The organism is Paenibacillus sp. 22594 (assembly GCF_052044425.1).
GTDB lineage: Bacteria > Bacillota > Bacilli > Paenibacillales > Paenibacillaceae > Paenibacillus_AQ.
Window position 1 is genome coordinate 1 of sequence record NZ_JBQENA010000018.1, and the last position, 17,781, is coordinate 17,781.

The window sequence follows — 17,781 nt, forward strand, 5'->3', positions numbered from 1 at the left end:
GGTCCTGGGAGAGTAGGACGCCGCCAAGCACATGAAGCCATTGTTGAGCAATCGACAATGGCTTTTTTGTTGTTTTAGCGGAATTTAAGGGATACTAGTAAGGAGGTGTTCTCTTTACCTTGTGAAGTTTGCCGTGTTGGCAGCGAATGGCTATAGATATTTATGGATGAAGTGTCCACTCCAAACGGACTTTCGTCCAAGAATTCGCTTACTCGCAGGCAGTTTTCCGAATAACTTCTCCCGTGATGTAATATTCTTGACAGGCCAAAAACCCTTTGCTAAGATGGCAATAATATATTTTTGGACAAGCATCTCAAACCTTAACTGAAGATACGAAAACGTATAGCTTCTAGGTCTTTATCAGTGTCTATCGGGTATGGACTTGAACCTTAGTTTCTTCATTCATAAAGTTTGCAGGCGTTTAGAAGTAAAGACATTTGAGGAGGAATGACCCAGGTGTGGGAAGATAAGTTTGGCAAAGAGGGATTAACTTTTGATGATGTGCTGCTGGTACCGCGTAAATCCGAGGTGCTCCCGAAAGAAGTCGAATTGACTACGGTATTAAGCAAGAATGTGAAGCTGAACATCCCTTTGATGAGCGCGGGTATGGACACGGTTACGGAAGCGGCAATGGCAATTGCTATTGCGCGTGAGGGTGGCATTGGCATTATTCATAAGAATATGTCCGTGGAGCAGCAAGCGGAAGAAGTGGACCGTGTTAAGCGTTCCGAAAGTGGCGTTATCACCAATCCCTTCTCTCTTACACCAGAACACTGGGTATCCGACGCCGAAGTCCTGATGGGTAAATATCGTATCTCTGGCGTGCCCATCGTAGATGACAACAACAAGCTGGTTGGGATTTTGACCAACAGAGACTTGCGGTTTATTCATGATTTCAATATTCAGATCAAAGAAGTAATGACGCATGAGAATTTGGTGACTGCTGCTGTAGGCACTACCCTTCAGGAAGCTGAAGTCATCCTGCAACGCCATAAGATTGAGAAGCTGCCGCTGGTGGATGAGAACAACATTCTTAAGGGTCTGATTACAATAAAAGATATTGAGAAGGCCATTCAATTCCCGAATGGTGCCAAGGATGCCCAAGGCCGCCTGCTGGTTGGTGCTGCGATCGGCATTTCCAAGGATACTTTTGAACGGACAGAAGCATTGGTAAAAGCCGGTGTCGATCTCATTACTGTAGATTCTGCACATGGGCACCATATCAATATTATTGATGCTGTCCGCAAACTGCGCGAACAATATCCGGATCTTACCATTGTAGCTGGCAATGTTGCCACCGGTGAAGCTACCCGTGAGTTGATTGAAGCCGGAGCATCAGTGGTCAAGGTGGGCATTGGACCTGGATCGATCTGTACCACGCGTGTTATCGCCGGTATTGGTGTACCTCAAATTACAGCCATCTATGATTGTGCAACAGTAGCCCGCGAGTACGGTGTACCCATTATTGCGGACGGCGGAATCAAATACTCCGGAGAGATCACCAAAGCCATTGCTGCAGGAGCATCTGCAGTTATGATGGGTAGCTTGTTCGCAGGTACGGACGAAAGCCCTGGAGATTCGGAAATTTATCAGGGGCGCAAATTCAAAGTTTATCGCGGCATGGGCAGTATGAGTGCCATGAAGCAGGGAAGTAAAGACCGTTACTTCCAAGATGATGATAAGAAGCTGGTTCCTGAAGGTATTGAAGGACGCGTTGCTTTTAAAGGCAGTCTCTCAGATACGGTTCATCAGTTGATTGGCGGACTTCGTTCAGGGATGGGCTATTGTGGAACCAAGACATTGGAGGAGCTTCGTAACGATACCTCTTTTATACGGATTACTGGAGCCGGTCTGCGTGAGAGTCACCCGCATGATGTGCAAATTACCAAGGAAGCACCTAACTATTCCCTCTAAGATTGGATAATCGGCATTTTAAGGGCAGATAGGACGAAATTCGTCCTGTCTGTCTTTTTTTGAAGGTACCCCTGTGTTAGAATAGAACAAGCAATGGATATGAGGGCAAAAGGAGAGTAGTAATCATTGAAGTACAAGCATAAATTCAGCAGTAAACAATTTGTGATTAAGACAGCGACAGTAGGTTTGCTTTTAAATATGCTGGCATCACCTGTGAATTCAGCTCTAGCTGATGCAGTCAAGACCCCCGCTACTACAGAGTCAGGCACAGCAGCTACAAATACAACTGGAACCAAGGCAACAAAGGCAGTAAAGATTCCTTCGGTAGAATCGCTGGGATTGAACCTGAAATCAGCCGTTTTGCTGGAACCTACTACTGGTGAAGTACTATTGTCACTAAATGCGGATGTGCCTCTGCCTCCGGCGAGCATGACCAAGATGATGACAGAGTATCTAGTTACAGAAGCCGTTAACAAAGGCCAGCTATCATGGGATAAAAAAGTCGTGGTGCAGGAGAATGCATCCAAACAGATTGGATCGCGTATTTTTTTGGCACAAGGGGACGAACATACAGTCAAAGAGCTGTACATAGCCATGGCGGTAGGTTCTGCAAATGATGCAACGGTAGCCTTGGCAGAAGAGGTTGCTGGATCTGAACAGCAATTCGTTGCTCTGATGAATGAAACAGCACAGAAGATGGGGATGAAGACCGCCTATTTCATCAACTCAACCGGTCTCGACCGGGATGATATGCCTGCGAAATTCCGGCCTGACACTGATCGTGAAACGGTAATGTCTGCTATGGATGCGGCCCTTCTGGCTAAATTCATTGTAACCGATCATCCGGATTTCACAGATTTCACCACCATTCAATCCTACAAATTCCGTGAGCGCGATAAAGCGCCAATGGTTAACTATAACTGGATGCTGGAAGGAAACAAAGAGGTTACGAACTTTAAAGCCTACGCTTATCCGGGGCTTGACGGTCTGAAGACTGGACATACTTCCAATGCGGGTAACTGTTTCACCGGTACTGCCGTTCGTGACGGAATGCGGCTGATCAGTGTGGTAATGGGAGCCGATTCAGAGCCTCACCGTTTCACAGAAACAAAGAAAGTACTCGATTTTGGCTTTAATAATTTTGAGATTAAGCAGGTTGTTGCCCCTAAGGCAGTTATTGCAGGCAATGAAACCGTTCCAGTATTAAAAGGTAAGAACAAAGACGTCTCCATTGTAACCGATGCCGGCGTAACGTTTATCGTGCCTAAGGGAACTGTATCTCCAAAGATCAAAACGACCGTTGTCACCAATGATCCATCAACCTTGGTTGCACCGATAGCCGGAGGCAGTAAAGTGGGGAAAGTGACCTATTCCTACCAGGTGGAAGGTATCACTCAGGTTCAGGAGAAGACCGTTAACCTGATTACAGCTGAAGAGGCAGAGAAGGCCGGTTGGTTCAAATTGCTAATGAGAGCAATAGGAGAGTTTTTTGGCGATCTGTTTAAAGGAATTAAGAACTTGTTCTAACGGCTGAAAAATGTCGAAAACAGGAGAAAATCCGAGTAAATAGGTTGTATATATAGCCGCCTTGCGGTAAAATTATTTGTTAGAATAAGTAAGTTCATTCGGGAGGCTTGGTCATGGAAACAGGAACATCGCGTGTAAAAAGAGGCATGGCAGAAATGCAAAAAGGCGGCGTCATTATGGACGTCATGAATGCAGAACAGGCAAAAATTGCTGAGGCTGCGGGAGCAGTTGCGGTTATGGCACTGGAACGCGTCCCTTCTGATATTCGTGCAGCGGGCGGTGTAGCCCGGATGGCCGATCCTACGATTGTGGAAGAGGTTATAAAGGTAGTAAGCATTCCCGTTATGGCCAAAGCCCGTATCGGACATTATGTAGAAGCGAAGGTTCTGGAGTCCCTGGGTGTGGATTATTTGGACGAGAGTGAAGTCCTCACTCCGGCTGATGAAGTGTTCCATATTAACAAACGTGAATTCACAGTTCCTTTTGTATGTGGCGCCAAAGATCTGGGTGAAGCGCTGCGCCGTATAAATGAAGGTGCCTCCATGATCCGTACCAAAGGCGAACCGGGAACAGGTAACATTGTTGAGGCTGTGCGTCATATGCGGTATATCAACAGCCAAATCCGAAAGGTGACCAATCTTTCACTGGATGAGTTGTATAATGAAGCGAAGACACTGGGTGTTCCTTACGAACTACTGCTTGAAGTACATCAGTTAGGTAAATTGCCAGTTGTTAACTTCGCTGCAGGCGGTGTAGCAACACCGGCAGACGCCGCTTTAATGATGCATCTGGGTGCCGATGGCGTGTTCGTTGGTTCCGGTATTTTCAAATCGGATAATCCCGAGAAGTTTGCCCGTGCAATCGTTGAAGCAACTACTCACTTCACCGATTACAAGCTGATTGCAGAAGTATCCAAGAACCTCGGAACCCCTATGAAGGGAATCGATATTGCCTCATTGTCACCGGCAGAACGCATGTCGGAACGCGGCCGTTAACAGAGAGAAGGTTGTCCCGATGAAAATAGGAGTGCTGGCGCTTCAAGGCGCTGTAACAGAGCATATTGTCAGTATAGAGAAAACCGGGGCTCAGGGCCTGCCAATCAAACGTGTAGAGCAGCTGGAGGAGATCGAAGGATTGATTATACCCGGCGGCGAAAGCACTACGATAGGCAAGCTCATGCGCAAGTACGGCTTCATTGAAGCTATCCGTGATTTTGCCGGTCAGGGGAAGCCTATTTTTGGGACATGCGCAGGTATGATCGTACTGGCGAAACATATTGCGGGCGGCGAACCTGGTCATTTAGAGCTGATGGACATCACCGTTGCCCGGAATGCCTTTGGCCGCCAGCGGGAAAGCTTTGAATGTGATCTGCAGGTTAAAGGAATCCATGAGCCGGTGCGCGCTGTATTCATCCGTGCTCCTCTTATTAACGAGGTTGGGCCAGAAGTTGAGGTACTCACGCTCTATAACGATGAGATTGTGACTGCCCGCCAGGGGAATTTGCTTGTATCCTCTTTTCATCCGGAGTTGACAGATGATTATAGGCTGCACCAATACTTTGCCGATATGGTAGAGTGCAGTGTAGCGGCCAATCAATAGAACCGCATATAAGAACATTCCGACTCTTTCAAAGCTGCAAACAGCATTTTGAAAGAGTTTGGGCTGTTTTCAGGAGGGAAACTTAGTGCTAGATGTAAAAATATTGCGCAGTGATTATGCCAGAGTAGAAGAGGCACTGAACAAACGGGGCAAATCGCTCGAACTGATTGCTGAATTTCCACAGCTGGATCTGCGCCGCCGTGAGCTGCTGCAAGAGACCGAAGGATTGAAAAACCGACGCAACACCGTATCAGGTGAAGTGGCGAAGAAGAAGAAGAACGGCGAACCCGCAGAGGATTTAATCGTTGAGATGCGTACGGTATCCGACCGGATTAAAGAGCTTGATGATGAAGTAAGGGTGCTTGAGACCCGTATTGAAGAACTGACGATGAGCATCCCTAATATTCCGCATGAATCGGTGCCGGTAGGCAAATCCGAGGAAGAAAATGTGGAAGTGCGCCGCTGGTCACAGCCGCGTGAGTTTGAATTTACACCGAAGTCACACTGGGAGCTGGGACAGCAGCTGGACATCATTGACTTTGAAGCCGCTGCCAAGGTTACTGGCTCGCGTTTTGCCTTTTATAAAGGTCTGGGAGCACGTCTGGAACGTGCACTTATCAACTTCATGATGGATCTTCACAGCGGGGAGCACCATTATGATGAGATGCTGCCCCCTTATATCGTAAATAAGGATAGCCTATACGGGACTGGTCAGCTTCCTAAGTTCGAAGAGGATCTTTTCAAACTTCGGGATACAGAATATTATCTGATTCCTACTGCTGAGGTACCGGTAACCAATTACTATCGTGATGAGATTCTGACAGCTGCGGATCTGCCGAAATATCATGTGGCTTACAGCTCCTGCTTCCGTTCGGAGGCCGGCTCGGCTGGCCGTGATACACGCGGGTTAATTCGTCAGCATCAGTTCAACAAGGTGGAGCTTGTGAAGCTTACCTCACCTGAGACCTCTTATGAGGAACTGGAGAAGATGACGGCAGATGCCGAACGCGTGCTACAGCTTCTGGAACTGCCATACCGGGTACTGGGACTCTGCACAGGCGATATGGGCTTCACCTCAGCCAAGACGTATGACCTTGAGGTATGGCTGCCTGAGAGCGGCATGTACCGTGAAATCTCCTCCTGCTCGAATACAGAGGACTTCCAGGCGAGACGGGCTAACATTCGCTTCCGCAAGGAGCCTAAGGCGAAGCCTGAATTTGTTCATACGCTGAACGGTTCTGCTCTTGCTGTTGGCCGTACGTTAGCCGCCATTCTGGAGAATTATCAGCAGGCTGATGGCTCGGTAATAATTCCGGCAGTGCTGCAGCCGTATATGCGAAATGTGAAAGTGATCAGCCCGAAAGCTGCACAATAATCATAGTTGCATAATGCTTGCATTGTGTGATATAATCCTAATGCATGTGAAATTTCAATGCATTGGAGAGGTACCGAAGCGGTCATAACGGGGCGGTCTTGAAAACCGTTAGGGTGCAAGCCCACATGGGTTCGAATCCCATCCTCTCCGCCATTCCTTTAAGAGATGAATACATGAAGATAGAAGCTGCCTTCCTTGGAAGGTGGCTTTTTTTGATCCAGCCGGACGGCTGGCTTTCGTTTGTTATGTACAGCAACAAGTATAAAAAATGTCCTTTCTCCGCAATGTAATAGGGAAGGAGGCTGATAATAACAATGAACCGACAATTACAGCTGGATCAGCAAAGTCTGGTTTCTGCTTGGCAGGAGCGCCTGCCTGCTCTGATGGAGGAGGGAGACAGCTTTAGCCTACAGGGTGATGCGGCGGACCCGAGCAGTCTGCTCATTCATTTTAATGCTGCCGGACGGCAGGCCTATTCCCTTGATTTTCGTTGTACTTATGTCGACAGCCGCGAGGTAGCCGTAAGTTTGATTGATGCGGAAGAGGCTGGCCGCCCTACCGATGAGCGTGCGGATGCCGTTCAGTCATTGGCGCAACAGTATACCAGACAGATTCATGAATGCGCGCAGGCTCTTCAAGACCTGACCAATCCATAGGAGGGAAATTTAAATATGAGCAAACCGAAGAGCATGCCTGTGCCGGGCGTCGAGAACAACAATCAGGTGCGCCGTAAGGATCATAAACCCTCAGGTCCAGAGCCGTTATCCGGTTCTAAAAAGGTTAAGCAGGCTAACCATGTAGACCACCATAATCCGCAGGGCTGATTTGTTTCTGGAGAATATATGGTGAGAAATGTTTCTCATTTTTCCCAAATGGTTTATCATTAGGGAGGGTGAAGAAATTTTTTACATGGGAGAGGAGATTTATAATGAACAAAAAATGGGGGTTGTCCGCTGCTGCATTGCTGCTAACCGCTGCAGTGATTCTGCCTGGCTGCGCGAACAAAGAGCAAGCACCTAAAGAAGCGTTGAAGTCAGCCGCTGTCAAAGCGACAACGCTCAAATCGTATGAGATGAAGAGCAAGGTGGTCATTAATAATCTGACTATTGATGCGCCGGCAAACGGGGAGTCAGATGCCACCACTGCGCAGGTGCTTAGTATGCTTAAGAATGCCGAGGTCACCATTGATGGTGTCTATCAGGCAGATCCCATGCAGACTGAAATGACGCTGGTGCTCAATCTGAAGGGCGATATGACGATGTCTTTTAATATTCCAATGGTCATGACCGCAGAGAAGTTGTATATCAAAGTACCTTCAATTCCCTTCCTGCCGCTTCCGGAGACGGTGGTTGGCAAGTTCGTAGAACTTGATCTGAAAAAATTGGCAGAGCAGCAAGGAACTGAATTTAACCCTGCCTCCATGGATACACAGAAGATGCAGAAGCTCTCGAATGAGGTGCTAAACACACTGCTTGGTGAATACGATGATCAAAAGTACTTCAGTGACATTAAGCCCAAGGACGCCGCCTTGCCGGAGGGTGTCGAAGCAGACCAGGTAGTTCAATTCAAGATCACCAATGATAACGTCAAAGAGGCGCTTACTATTTTTGTGAATAATGCCCTGCCGAAGATCATCGATATCGTAGGTAAGCCAGAGTATAAAGAAATGTTGAATATTAAAGATACGGACCTGGCTAAAGTCAAAGAAGAGCTGCAGTCCAGTAAAAGCCGTGCAGAGTTCGACAAAGACCTGGCGGATTTGGGAACTTATCTGACTATCAATCAATTTCATATGAACACGGCTATCAACAAAGACGATTTTCCGGTGTATCAGGATCTGCTGATGGATATTAAAGTAAATGATCCTGACAAAGGTGAGAATCTCAGCTTATCCTTAAATGCCAGCAATCAATATAGTAAAATTAATGAAAAGCAGACCTTCACCATCGGTATTCCGCAGGGAGAAAACGTCATTACAATGGATCAGCTAGAACAGGAATTTGGCTCCATGGGTACGTCTTTCTAAACAGACTCTGTAATTTAAAAATCCCGCATATGAGCGCCGTTTTGGCGTATATGCGGGATTTTTGAATATATCGTATGAAAGTGGGGAGATCTCTGCACTAGGTAACGCTGTTACTCCTCATCCGGCTGGACATCATCAGCAAGTATAGCGTAAGTACGGTGATCTTGCCATTGTCCATTAATTTGGATGAAGCGGCGGGCAATACCTTCAGCTTGAAACCCGTTCTTCTCCAGCACCCGGCGTGACCCGTGGTTATGAAGTAAAATGGCAGCCTGCACTCTATGCAGGGCAAGAGAGCGGAAAGCGAACTTAAGGACAAGCCGAACGGCGGCGCTTGTGTACCCTTTTCCCTGCAAGGCATAATCCATGAAATAGCCAATATCCGCAAACTGTCCAACACCGCGCACTACATTGGAGATGGTGATCTGGCCAATCAGCTGACCGTCCAATAAAAATATACCGAACATATATGCCCGGTCTTGCTTAGAATCCTCCAAACGCTGCCTGATGAGCTGCAGCTGACTCTCAAGGGTGAAGTAGTCCTCCTCCCTCAGAGGCTCAAAGGGCTGATGATGTTCCTTATTGCGCAGACGCAGTTGGAGCAGCTCACTGGCATCTTTGACCTCCAGCAAAGCAATATAGATGCCTTGAGGTGTGCCATATAACTTATGAGACATGAAAGGTCCTCCTTCATCCTAAGATTTCTTCCGAAGCCGGCGAAAAAAGGTGGTCAGCAGCTCTGCACATTCCTGCTGCAATATGCCCTGAATGACCTCGGTGCGGTGATTAAAACGCGGCTCTTCCAGCAGATTCATTAGTGTGCCTGCACAGCCGGCTTTGGGGTCGGTTGTGCCATATACAGTCCGTGGCACTCTGGACTGGACCATCGCCCCGGCACACATGGGACAGGGCTCCAGGGTCACGTACAGCTGACAGTCCAGGAGACGCCATGAATTGAGCAGGGCACTGGCCTCACGAATAGCAACCATCTCTGCATGGGCGGTAGAGTCCATGGTTGTTTCACGCAGATTATAACCCCGGCCGATAATTTCCCCATGGCGGACTATTACGGCTCCGATAGGCACCTCACCCAGGGCTTCTGCCTTGCGCGCCTCCGCTATCGCTTCCCTCATCCAATATTCATGAACGGCCATCTCCTCCGAGGACAGTTCATTATTAATACGATTCAAGCTCATCTTCCCTTCCAAATCTACTCTTTGTGCAACGAACAAATATTCGTTCTTAACAAATTGTGCATAACTCTGTGGATAAAGCCCGACTTATACACAATTTTGTACACATCGCCATTTGATAAAATGTTTATATGTGCATAACCTGTGGATGGTTTCTTATTCATTGTAGAGAAAGTGTCTATAAAATTCAATATTTCCCGAAGAAGGCTCTAGAAGTGAAATGTCTTTTCAAATGAGGGGGCAAAAGGGTATGATAATGTTTGAACGCTCCGCTAGGATTTACCAGCGGATAAGAGGTGAACAGACAGCTTGTCTATAAAAATTAAGTTATCGGTTATCATTTTTGGTTCAGTACTTTTAATTCTGGCGCTAAATCTCACACTTAATCTTCACGCAGCCCGTAACAATCTTCGTAATGAGAGTGTACAAAATATGAAGATGACCGCCAGTCAGATTGCCGTTTCCGTCGAGCAGAGCAGCTACAGCTCCAATTACGTGCAGCACCAGATCGCTCAGAACCTGAGATTGGCTGCTATTTTGGCTTCCAAGGAGCTTGATCCCGATATTAAGAATGTTAAGAACGCACAGCTGGTTGCTCTAGCCCATAAGCTGGGTGTGTCTAATATTTCGCTTCTGGTCAAGACTGAGGATGATGTGGTCGTTGCCAAATCCTCCGATCCCGGCGAACTTAATCTGTCTACCAAAGGCATGGGCTATTGGTATGTGGCTTTTCTCGAGCTGTTTGCGGGGCAGGAGGTGTCGGTTGGGCAAGGACAGAGCTTTGAGCATTTCTGGTCAGGGCCTTTTGAATATTCAACCTCCAATCCCAAATACATTGAGAAGTGGGGATACTATTACGATCCATCGAGAAACTACATTATAGATCCCTACATTCGCAGCACCGCCGTAAGCGATTATGTAAAGATCATGAACCCTGATGAAATTGTCCGCCAGTCCAAAGAGGTCAATCCGGGGATCTTAGAGATCACAGGGATCAATCCCAAAACGTTTGGCGTATCGACCATGCAGTCCGATGGAAGTGATTCTGTATACCTTAAGCTGAAAAACCAGGCTATTAAGTATGGAACTTACAAGTACGGCAACGTTGAAGAAGATAGGTCAGCAATTATGGAAGCGCTCAGCAGCGGTGTACCCATTACCCTGGACACACAGGCTCTTGGCAAAAGAGTACTGAAAACCTTCATTCCGATTAAGCAGCCTGGAGCTGAGGATTATGTCATCAGTGTAGTTATGGATTATTCAATCATTTCGTCGGTAATCCGGGAGCAGCTGTTGAATAATGTGACTACATCAGTTGTGCTGCTTATTGTTTTTTTCATGGCAAGCTATATCCTCGCAGGTATTGTTACCCGGCCAATCCAGGATATCCTGGCAAAGGTAAACGATGTGGCCAGAGGCAAGTTTGAGCCTCCGCTGAATGTGGCCAGCCGTGACGAGCTTGGGCAATTGGCGCACCGTATTAATGCTATGACCTCACATTTGCTGCAGCATACGAACCGGCTGGGACAGACATTGGAAGAGAACCGGGCTGTCAAAGAGCGTCTGGAGTCTGTGATTAACGGCACCTCCGATGCGATTCATACGATGGATATGGAGGGCCGGATTATCAGCACGAACCGGGCCTTTGAGGAATTGTACGGCTGGAGTGCGAACGATGTATGGCATAAGATGCCTTATCTGGTGCCGGCCACTGCGCAGAAGCAGGAAGAAGCCAGACTGAGAGAGCTGAAGAACGGGGCCGTTCTGCCTCCACTGGAGACCATACGGTTAAAACGTGACGGTTCGCTCGTCGAAGTCAGTGTCAGCAGCTCGGTTATCCGTGACGAAGAGGGCAACCCGCAGTCTTTCGTTCATGTCTCCCGTGATATGACGGAGCGCAACCGGATCGAGGAACTGCTGAGGCGCTCGGAGAAGCTGACTACGGTCGGCCAGCTCGCAGCTGGGGTTGCCCATGAAATCCGGAATCCGCTCACTACCCTGCGGGGATTCCTGCAGCTGCAGCAAGAGAAGAAGCTTCTGGTACCGCTCCATATTGATCTTATGCTCTCGGAGCTGGAGCGGATTAATCTCATCGTAAGTGAATTTTTAATTTTGGCCAAGCCGCAGGCCGTGCATTTTCAGCTAAGAGACGTCCGGCTTATTCTGGGTGATGTAATTTCGTTGCTGGACAGCCAGGCGCACTTGTTCGGGATTGAATTCGAGGCCCGGTTTTCCGAACAGCCGGCAACGGTGCATTGTGAAGAAAACCAGCTGAAGCAGGTGTTTATCAATATTGTCAAAAATGCGATTGAAGCTATGCCTGATGGCGGCACGATCACACTGGAGCAACATAGAATAGACGATATCGTAGTGATCGTTATCTCAGATGAGGGAGAAGGTGTTCCCGAGGATATGCTGCCCAAGCTTGGGGAACCATTCTTTACCAATAAGGAAACAGGAACGGGCCTTGGGCTCATGGTCAGCCAGAGAATTATCCAATCCCATAAAGGCAGCATGGAAATACGCAGTGAATACGGGTGTGGGGCGGAAGTTACCATCAAACTGCCTGCAGCTGGAGAGCAGGCCCCCGGGCAGGTTATGAATGAAGAACGGAGTGAAGATCGAAGTGAGAATTAATAAGTTCATCAGTGAGACAGGATTCTGCTCACGGCGTGAAGCAGACAAGCTGGTGGAAGGCGGTAGAGTTAGCATCAACGGAGAGCGTGCTGTGCTTGGCAGTCAGGCTGAGCCGGGAGATGAGGTGCGGATAGATGGTAAACTGCTTGAAACGGGCAGTAAGGTCGTCTACATTGCACTGAATAAGCCGGTGGGTATTACTTCGACTACAGAAGCGCATATTCAAGGAAATATTGTCGACTTTATCGGACATCATGAGCGTATATTCCCCATCGGCCGGCTTGATAAAGATTCTGAGGGATTAATCCTGCTGACCAATGATGGAGATATCGTTAACAAAATATTACGCGCCGAAGGTAAACATGAGAAGGAATATATCGTGACTGTGGATCGTCCCCTTACCCCATCCTTCATTACTGGGATGTCGAGCGGAGTCAAGATACTGGGCAGCCGTACGCTTCCCTGCGAAGTAACGCGAATCAGTGAGCGGGTCTTCCGGATTATTCTTACGGAAGGCAAGAACCGGCAAATCCGCAGAATGTGTTCTGCTTTTGGGTATGAGGTGCGGCGGCTGCAGCGCATTCGTGTGATGAACATCCGCTTGGGTACCCTGCAAACCGGAGAATGGCGTGAGCTGTCGGCCCAGGAGAAGCAAGAACTGGGTACCATGCTGAACTATAAGCTGCAGTAACCAGCGGTTATTGGACATATAATAAAACAAGAGCTGTTCTGAAAGGTCTGGATAAGACCTTCAGAACAGCTCTTGTTGAATATATATAATCTTATTTTCCGGTAGCAGGATCTATAGTCTGCGTGGCATCCTGATACTTCCGAAGGATGGAGACCTCCACGCGGCGGTTCTTCGCCCGTCCGGCAGCCGTTGAGTTGTCAGCGATCGGGTGATACTCCCCATATCCGATGGGACTGAACTTAACCGGATCGAGATAGGGATTTAGCAGCAGAATTTTCATGAATTGCAGCGCACGGGCTACACTGAGATCCCAGTTGGAAGAATACTCACTGTTGGAGATTGGGATATTATCCGTATGGCCCTCTACCAGTACTTCATAATCCGGAAATTGCTGCAGCATCGTGGAGATGGACTTCGCCAGCTGACGGGAATCATCCTTTACCACGGCCTGTCCGGAAGAGAACAAGGCGTTGTCGCTGATAGTGATCGTCAGCTGTGATTGATTCAACTTGGTGCTGAGCAAATCGGTCATGCCGTTATTCTTGATATACTGATCGAATTGCTTCTTTAGCTTCTCAAGCTCCTCTTGCTCTTTTTGTTTCAATTTGGCAATGTCCGCCTTACCGGTATTCGGGGCAATGACATTGTTCATTTTTTCGTCTTTACCTTGATCCATTTGAGTATTTGTAGGAGCGTCGGACTTATAATCCAGAACTCCCGACCCGCCGTCAAATTCAGATTTGAAGGCCTGGGCCATCTCTTCAAATTTCTGGGCATCCGTAGCGCTCATGGCGTACATAGCGAGGAACAGGGCAACCAGAAGGGTCATCAGATCGGAATATGGCAGTAGCCAGGATTCATCGGCATGCTCTTCGTGCTCCTCATGCCTAGTCTTTTTGCTCACTCGAAGCACCCTCCTTGTTAGCTAATTTCTCGCGTTCAGAAGGCGTAAGGAAGACAGAAAGCTTCTGATTGATGGCGATGGTTGACACCCCGGACTGGATAGATAAAAGTCCTTCTACCATCATAAGCCTGATCTCAATTTCGCCTTTAGAGAGCCGCTTCAGCTTGGTCGCAATCGGATGCCAAAGTACATAACCTGTAAAGATACCGACGATGGTGGCAATGAAGGCACCCCCGATGGCGTGAGCCAGTTTTTCCACTGCACTCATATCTGAAAGTGCGGCAATCAGTCCGATAACAGCCCCGAGCACGCCCAGCGTTGGTGCGTACATACCGGCTTGTGAGAAAATTAATGCTCCGGCTTTATGCCGATCCTCTGTAGCGTGGATATCTTCCATTAATACATCACGGACAAATTCCTGATCATTGCCGTCGATAATCATCCGCATGCCGTTTCGAAGGAAGTTGTCTTCAATTTCATCGACCTTGGATTCCAGGGCGAGCAAGCCTTCACGGCGGGTAATGGAGGCCCATTCCATAAACATGGTAATCAGTTCGGATTTGCTGACCATTTTCTTTTTTACAAATATTAACTTGAACAATGACGGGATTTTTTTCATTTCCGAGAGCGGGAAAGCTATAAATAAAGATGCGGCTGTACCCAATAAAATAATTACGTAAGCAGCGGGTGCTCCCAAGGCTGTTAACGGTGCGCCTTTAAGAAACATCCCCCATACTATTGTAACCAAACCAAAAATCAAACCGATTATTGTTGAAATTTCCATTTATGCACCTCGTCCATGAGAATTAAGATATGATCCGACTATACCGCGTGTATCTTCCATGAACAGCGGTGGGACACTCTGCGTCTGACCAATAACGTATATTCTTATTTATCGACAGCATTCCCTTTTTTGTGAAGTCATTTTTTCGGCTATAATGAGTAAGGCAGGTTATTATTCATCTATGGAGAAAACGGAGTGATTGACGTGGGTGTGAAGCATGGCAGAGATTACAGTGATATTTTGAGTGAACTGACAGAAGCGGTAGGAAGAATTTCTGACGGGTATGTATTTTTTGAGATGGAACCTGATGAGTGGCGGGAGCTGCCGCAGGAATCGAAGATGGAGGTCTGGGAAGCGCTCGCTGAGGATTTGTTCTACGCCTTAGGTAATGAACCGGTTATTGAGGTTGGCAGTGGCGTTGTAATCTACGATAAGGAAACACACCGGATAAATATTTTGCTGGGCGAAGAGGATCTGGCTTCAGTCCTCCTGGTCTAATAAAAGTCCTTCCCCAAGGCGGCCGGTTTGCCCGCACCCTGTGCCGCGTGGTAAAATTGATGAAGCCGAGTACTATTTGCCAGGGTTTGAGAATACAATAAACCGAAAAATAGCCTTCATCCTGGCGCATCCCTTGGACTTTTAAAGCTGAGGGATGTTTTGTTTAAGGCATCAGGTATCATTGCATTGAGAAGGCATTAAGCTGTTAATTTAGTAAGGGAGGAAGAACATTGCAATTTACGGAGGAAGAGCTGCGGGAGCAGGTGAGCAAGCTGGAAGGATGGAAGCTGGAACCGAGTACCCTGGTGCGCAAATACATGTTCAGCGAATATATGAAGGGCATTGCTTTTGTGGATGAGGTTGCAGCGATATCGGAAGCATTCGAGCATCATCCGCATATTACGGTCGATTACAAAACCGTTGTCCTGCGTCTGTCTGCCATCGGTGAGGATGGCCTTACAGCGCTCGATATCCGGCAGGCCCATGAATTTAATGAGGCTTTTGAGAAGAACCGTTAAGACTCTTACCCATTTAGGCCAATTTAGATTGGGAATTCATAACCCTTATATAAAAATGCCCGGTACAGGATCAATATGATCTGTACACGGGCATTTTGTGTTCCATATGATGAGATAAGAAGTATGGTTATTTCTTCTCCGCAAGCCACATCGCTACATTCGCGATCTCTTCAGGCGCCAGCTTATCCTTGAAAGAAGGCATCTGTCCGCGGCCTTTGGTGACAATGGTGAAAATCTCTTCTGCGTCATGCTTGCCGCCTTCCTGCTGGAGGCTAGGGCCTACACCGCCCTGAAGCTGGTCACCATGGCAGGTGATGCAATTAGCCTTCTTTACTGTGGCCTCGGCGCTTGCCGCATCCATCTGCACTTCCGGCATCGTTGGTTTGTTCTCCTCGGCGACTTCGGCTTTGCCGGGCAAGGTGAACATTAAGATTACCGCAAAGGCACAGGCGGCAAAAAACAAACCGCTCATGATCCATTTCTGCATCTGCATCCGTCCCCTCCATGTAAGCTGCTTCCTACATTATACAAGAAGGTAAAGCGTTATCATAGCGTTTATGACAAAAAAATGAATGGTTTGTGCTATTTGTCATAGACCATGCAATAAAATGGCTTGTCGCCCGTCGGAGTCCGGCGTTCATAAGTATCCGTAATCGTAAAACCACTTTTTTGATAAGCACGAATGGCTCTCTGGTTCCAAGTAAGCACCTCCAGATCTATCTCGCGCTCCGGATATCGTGCCAGGGCTGCCTTGACGATGGCGTTCATGAACAGATGACCCATGCCTTGCCCGCATAGATCAGGCCGCATACCAATTCCTAGCCGAACTACACCTTCCATAGGGAATAGCTGTGCGAAGCCACAGAGAATCCCTTGACTGTTCACCACCGAGACGTATTGCTCACTCCGCAGCCGGGGATCGCCGAACTCAACGTCCAAAGCCTGCATTTGCTCCCAGGACATCCAGCCATAAATGTTGTACGGAGGTTTGTAGATCCATTCACAAATTTCTGCAGCGTGATTAACTTCCATGGGGACAACGTAAAAAGTTACCGGAGAACTAATCATCCGCCATCCGCCTCCCTTCAGAACGAAACGTTATATCATAATTATATACAAAACATTTCCATTTCGGCGCATAAACAATATATTTTAAAAAATTCCAAAAATCGCGGTTTTTTATGTTTTGCAAATAGTGAGTAGGGTAAGTAACTTTTGTAGCAAGTGTAAACGGCTTCGCCGTCCTTTTAAGGACGGTTTCCGTTTCAGCGAGAAATATAAGGATAATTTATTGCGTGAAACATATAAATTCTTATCTTTGGACAAAAAAACAAGCCCCCTCCAGGATTTCGGCAAAAATCCTGGATAAGAGCCTGTTCGGTTACAAAATTACTGATTATTGCACGTCGTCATTATCTTGGGAATCGGAAGCTACCGTTTGATAAGCATCTGTGCTCATGATTCGTTTGGCGCCAACGTAGCGGTTGACGTAGTAGCTGTCATTCAGCGAGCTGATGGTTACACCACGCTTGGAAGAAGCGTGTGCGAACTTACCTTCTCCGACATAAATCCCGACATGGGATACCCCTTTGCCGCTTGTATTGAAGAATACGAGATCTCCCGGTCTAATGTTATCGCGGGATACGGCAGTACCCATTTGGTACTGGGAACCAGACTGGTGAGGAAGGTTGATTCCCATCTTATCAAACACATACATGGTAAATCCGGAGCAATCAAAACCGTTAGTGGAAATTCCGCCTGATACGTACTTAGTTCCGATGGATTTGTCGATAACCTGATCCATTTTAGAGTCTGCGAAAGCGCTTCCTGCTCCGATGGTAAGAATGATCGAAAAGCTGAGTAGTGCTGCTGCTAGCTTCTTCTTCAAAAGTAAATACCCCTTCCAAATGCCTACGAGGTTAGCTTAAGGGTTCGGTTGAAGGTCCCCTATGACCCCTCTGTAAATAGGAGGTCAATTCACCCAAAATCGGTTCCCCCGTTTCCCTAATGATTAAGGAACTCGGCACGACGATTGATTAGATTTAGCTTACGGATTAAAACAATGACAAAACCTTTGTAAATCAGGTTTGAATAATTACAAAAATGTTACTATCA

General features: G+C 47.5%; 19 protein-coding genes, 1 tRNA gene and 1 riboswitch. Of the genes, 13 read left to right on the top strand and 7 right to left on the bottom strand.

The features are described 5' to 3' along the window. Positions 1–456 precede the first annotated feature (456 nt). The 9 genes from guaB (at position 457) to ACTJKB_RS29820 (ending at position 8,441) form a co-directional block, all read left to right on the top strand. Positions 457–1,914, top strand: coding sequence for an IMP dehydrogenase (gene guaB, locus ACTJKB_RS29780; protein ID WP_074086992.1), 1,458 nt, complete (start codon positions 457–459; stop codon positions 1,912–1,914). 126 nt (positions 1,915–2,040) lie between these two features. Continuing rightward, positions 2,041–3,441 (top strand): D-alanyl-D-alanine carboxypeptidase family protein, encoded by a 1,401-nt coding sequence (locus ACTJKB_RS29785; RefSeq protein WP_440837866.1) that lies wholly within the window; start codon positions 2,041–2,043, stop codon positions 3,439–3,441. 113 nt (positions 3,442–3,554) lie between these two features. Further along, on the top strand, positions 3,555–4,436 hold the full coding sequence (gene pdxS, locus ACTJKB_RS29790; RefSeq protein WP_074086956.1) for a pyridoxal 5'-phosphate synthase lyase subunit PdxS: 882 nt from the start codon (positions 3,555–3,557) through the stop codon (positions 4,434–4,436). Between the two features lie 19 nt (positions 4,437–4,455). Next, the gene (gene pdxT, locus ACTJKB_RS29795) at positions 4,456–5,040 is read left to right on the top strand and encodes a pyridoxal 5'-phosphate synthase glutaminase subunit PdxT (RefSeq protein ID WP_440837867.1); all 585 of its coding nucleotides are present in this window, start codon (positions 4,456–4,458) and stop codon (positions 5,038–5,040) included. A gap of 85 nt (positions 5,041–5,125) precedes the next feature. Next, positions 5,126–6,415: a serine--tRNA ligase gene (serS, locus tag ACTJKB_RS29800; RefSeq protein ID WP_440837868.1), complete on the top strand. Its 1,290-nt coding sequence runs from the start codon at positions 5,126–5,128 to the stop codon at positions 6,413–6,415. A gap of 64 nt (positions 6,416–6,479) precedes the next feature. Further along, positions 6,480–6,568 (top strand) — tRNA-Ser (locus ACTJKB_RS29805). 161 nt (positions 6,569–6,729) lie between these two features. Then, on the top strand, positions 6,730–7,071 hold the full coding sequence (locus ACTJKB_RS29810) for a hypothetical protein (RefSeq protein ID WP_074113698.1): 342 nt from the start codon (positions 6,730–6,732) through the stop codon (positions 7,069–7,071). A 15-nt stretch (positions 7,072–7,086) separates the two neighbouring features. Then, on the top strand, positions 7,087–7,239 hold the full coding sequence (locus ACTJKB_RS29815; RefSeq protein WP_440837869.1) for a small acid-soluble spore protein P: 153 nt from the start codon (positions 7,087–7,089) through the stop codon (positions 7,237–7,239). Between the two features lie 104 nt (positions 7,240–7,343). Beyond that, entirely contained in the window at positions 7,344–8,441 is a 1,098-nt protein-coding gene (locus tag ACTJKB_RS29820; protein WP_440837870.1) for a hypothetical protein, read from the top strand. 110 nt (positions 8,442–8,551) lie between these two features. Here ACTJKB_RS29820 and ACTJKB_RS29825 read toward each other — a convergent pair whose 3' ends face one another. Together ACTJKB_RS29825 and tadA are read right to left on the bottom strand one after the other, a co-directional pair. Beyond that, positions 8,552–9,118, bottom strand: a complete 567-nt coding sequence (locus ACTJKB_RS29825; RefSeq protein WP_440837871.1) for a GNAT family N-acetyltransferase — start codon at positions 9,116–9,118, stop codon at positions 8,552–8,554. A gap of 18 nt (positions 9,119–9,136) precedes the next feature. Further along, positions 9,137–9,637, bottom strand: coding sequence for a tRNA adenosine(34) deaminase TadA (gene tadA / locus ACTJKB_RS29830; protein ID WP_440837872.1), 501 nt, complete (start codon positions 9,635–9,637; stop codon positions 9,137–9,139). 306 nt (positions 9,638–9,943) lie between these two features. On the opposite strand from tadA, the gene ACTJKB_RS29835 reads away from it, so the two are divergent. Both ACTJKB_RS29835 and rluF read left to right on the top strand, forming a co-directional pair. Then, positions 9,944–12,271 (top strand): ATP-binding protein, encoded by a 2,328-nt coding sequence (locus ACTJKB_RS29835; RefSeq protein WP_440837873.1) that lies wholly within the window; start codon positions 9,944–9,946, stop codon positions 12,269–12,271. Continuing rightward, a complete protein-coding gene (rluF, locus tag ACTJKB_RS29840; protein WP_440837903.1) occupies positions 12,261–12,962 on the top strand; it encodes a 23S rRNA pseudouridine(2604) synthase RluF in 702 nt (233 codons plus the stop codon). The genes ACTJKB_RS29835 and rluF overlap by 11 nt, the downstream gene beginning before the upstream one ends. 91 nt (positions 12,963–13,053) lie before the next feature. Here the strand turns inward: rluF and motB are convergent, their stop codons facing one another. Together motB and motA are read right to left on the bottom strand one after the other, a co-directional pair. Further along, positions 13,054–13,866 carry a flagellar motor protein MotB gene (motB, locus tag ACTJKB_RS29845; RefSeq protein WP_440837874.1) on the bottom strand — a complete coding sequence of 271 codons (813 nt, stop codon included), beginning with the start codon at positions 13,864–13,866 and terminating at the stop codon, positions 13,054–13,056. Then, entirely contained in the window at positions 13,850–14,650 is an 801-nt protein-coding gene (gene motA, locus ACTJKB_RS29850) for a flagellar motor stator protein MotA (protein WP_440837875.1), read from the bottom strand. Before motA ends, motB begins: the two co-directional genes overlap by 17 nt. Before the next feature lie 204 nt (positions 14,651–14,854). Here motA and ACTJKB_RS29855 point away from each other — a divergent pair, with 204 nt between their 5' ends. After that, the gene (locus ACTJKB_RS29855) at positions 14,855–15,148 is read left to right on the top strand and encodes a hypothetical protein (protein ID WP_440837904.1); all 294 of its coding nucleotides are present in this window, start codon (positions 14,855–14,857) and stop codon (positions 15,146–15,148) included. A 230-nt stretch (positions 15,149–15,378) separates the two neighbouring features. Further along, complete coding sequence (locus ACTJKB_RS29860; protein ID WP_440837876.1) at positions 15,379–15,666, top strand: 4a-hydroxytetrahydrobiopterin dehydratase; 288 nt, start codon at positions 15,379–15,381, stop codon at positions 15,664–15,666. A gap of 127 nt (positions 15,667–15,793) precedes the next feature. On the opposite strand, the gene ACTJKB_RS29865 is transcribed toward ACTJKB_RS29860, so the two are convergent. From ACTJKB_RS29865 to ACTJKB_RS29875, 3 genes are all read right to left on the bottom strand, one after another. Further along, positions 15,794–16,153, bottom strand: coding sequence for a c-type cytochrome (locus ACTJKB_RS29865; protein ID WP_440837877.1), 360 nt, complete (start codon positions 16,151–16,153; stop codon positions 15,794–15,796). Between the two features lie 95 nt (positions 16,154–16,248). Beyond that, the gene (locus ACTJKB_RS29870; protein WP_440837878.1) at positions 16,249–16,734 is read right to left on the bottom strand and encodes a GNAT family N-acetyltransferase; all 486 of its coding nucleotides are present in this window, start codon (positions 16,732–16,734) and stop codon (positions 16,249–16,251) included. Positions 16,735–17,062: 328 nt separating this feature from the next. Next, positions 17,063–17,554, bottom strand: a complete 492-nt coding sequence (locus tag ACTJKB_RS29875) for a C40 family peptidase (RefSeq protein WP_440837879.1) — start codon at positions 17,552–17,554, stop codon at positions 17,063–17,065. A 5-nt stretch (positions 17,555–17,559) separates the two neighbouring features. After that, positions 17,560–17,702: riboswitch (cyclic di-AMP (ydaO/yuaA leader) on the bottom strand. Positions 17,703–17,781 lie beyond the last annotated feature (79 nt).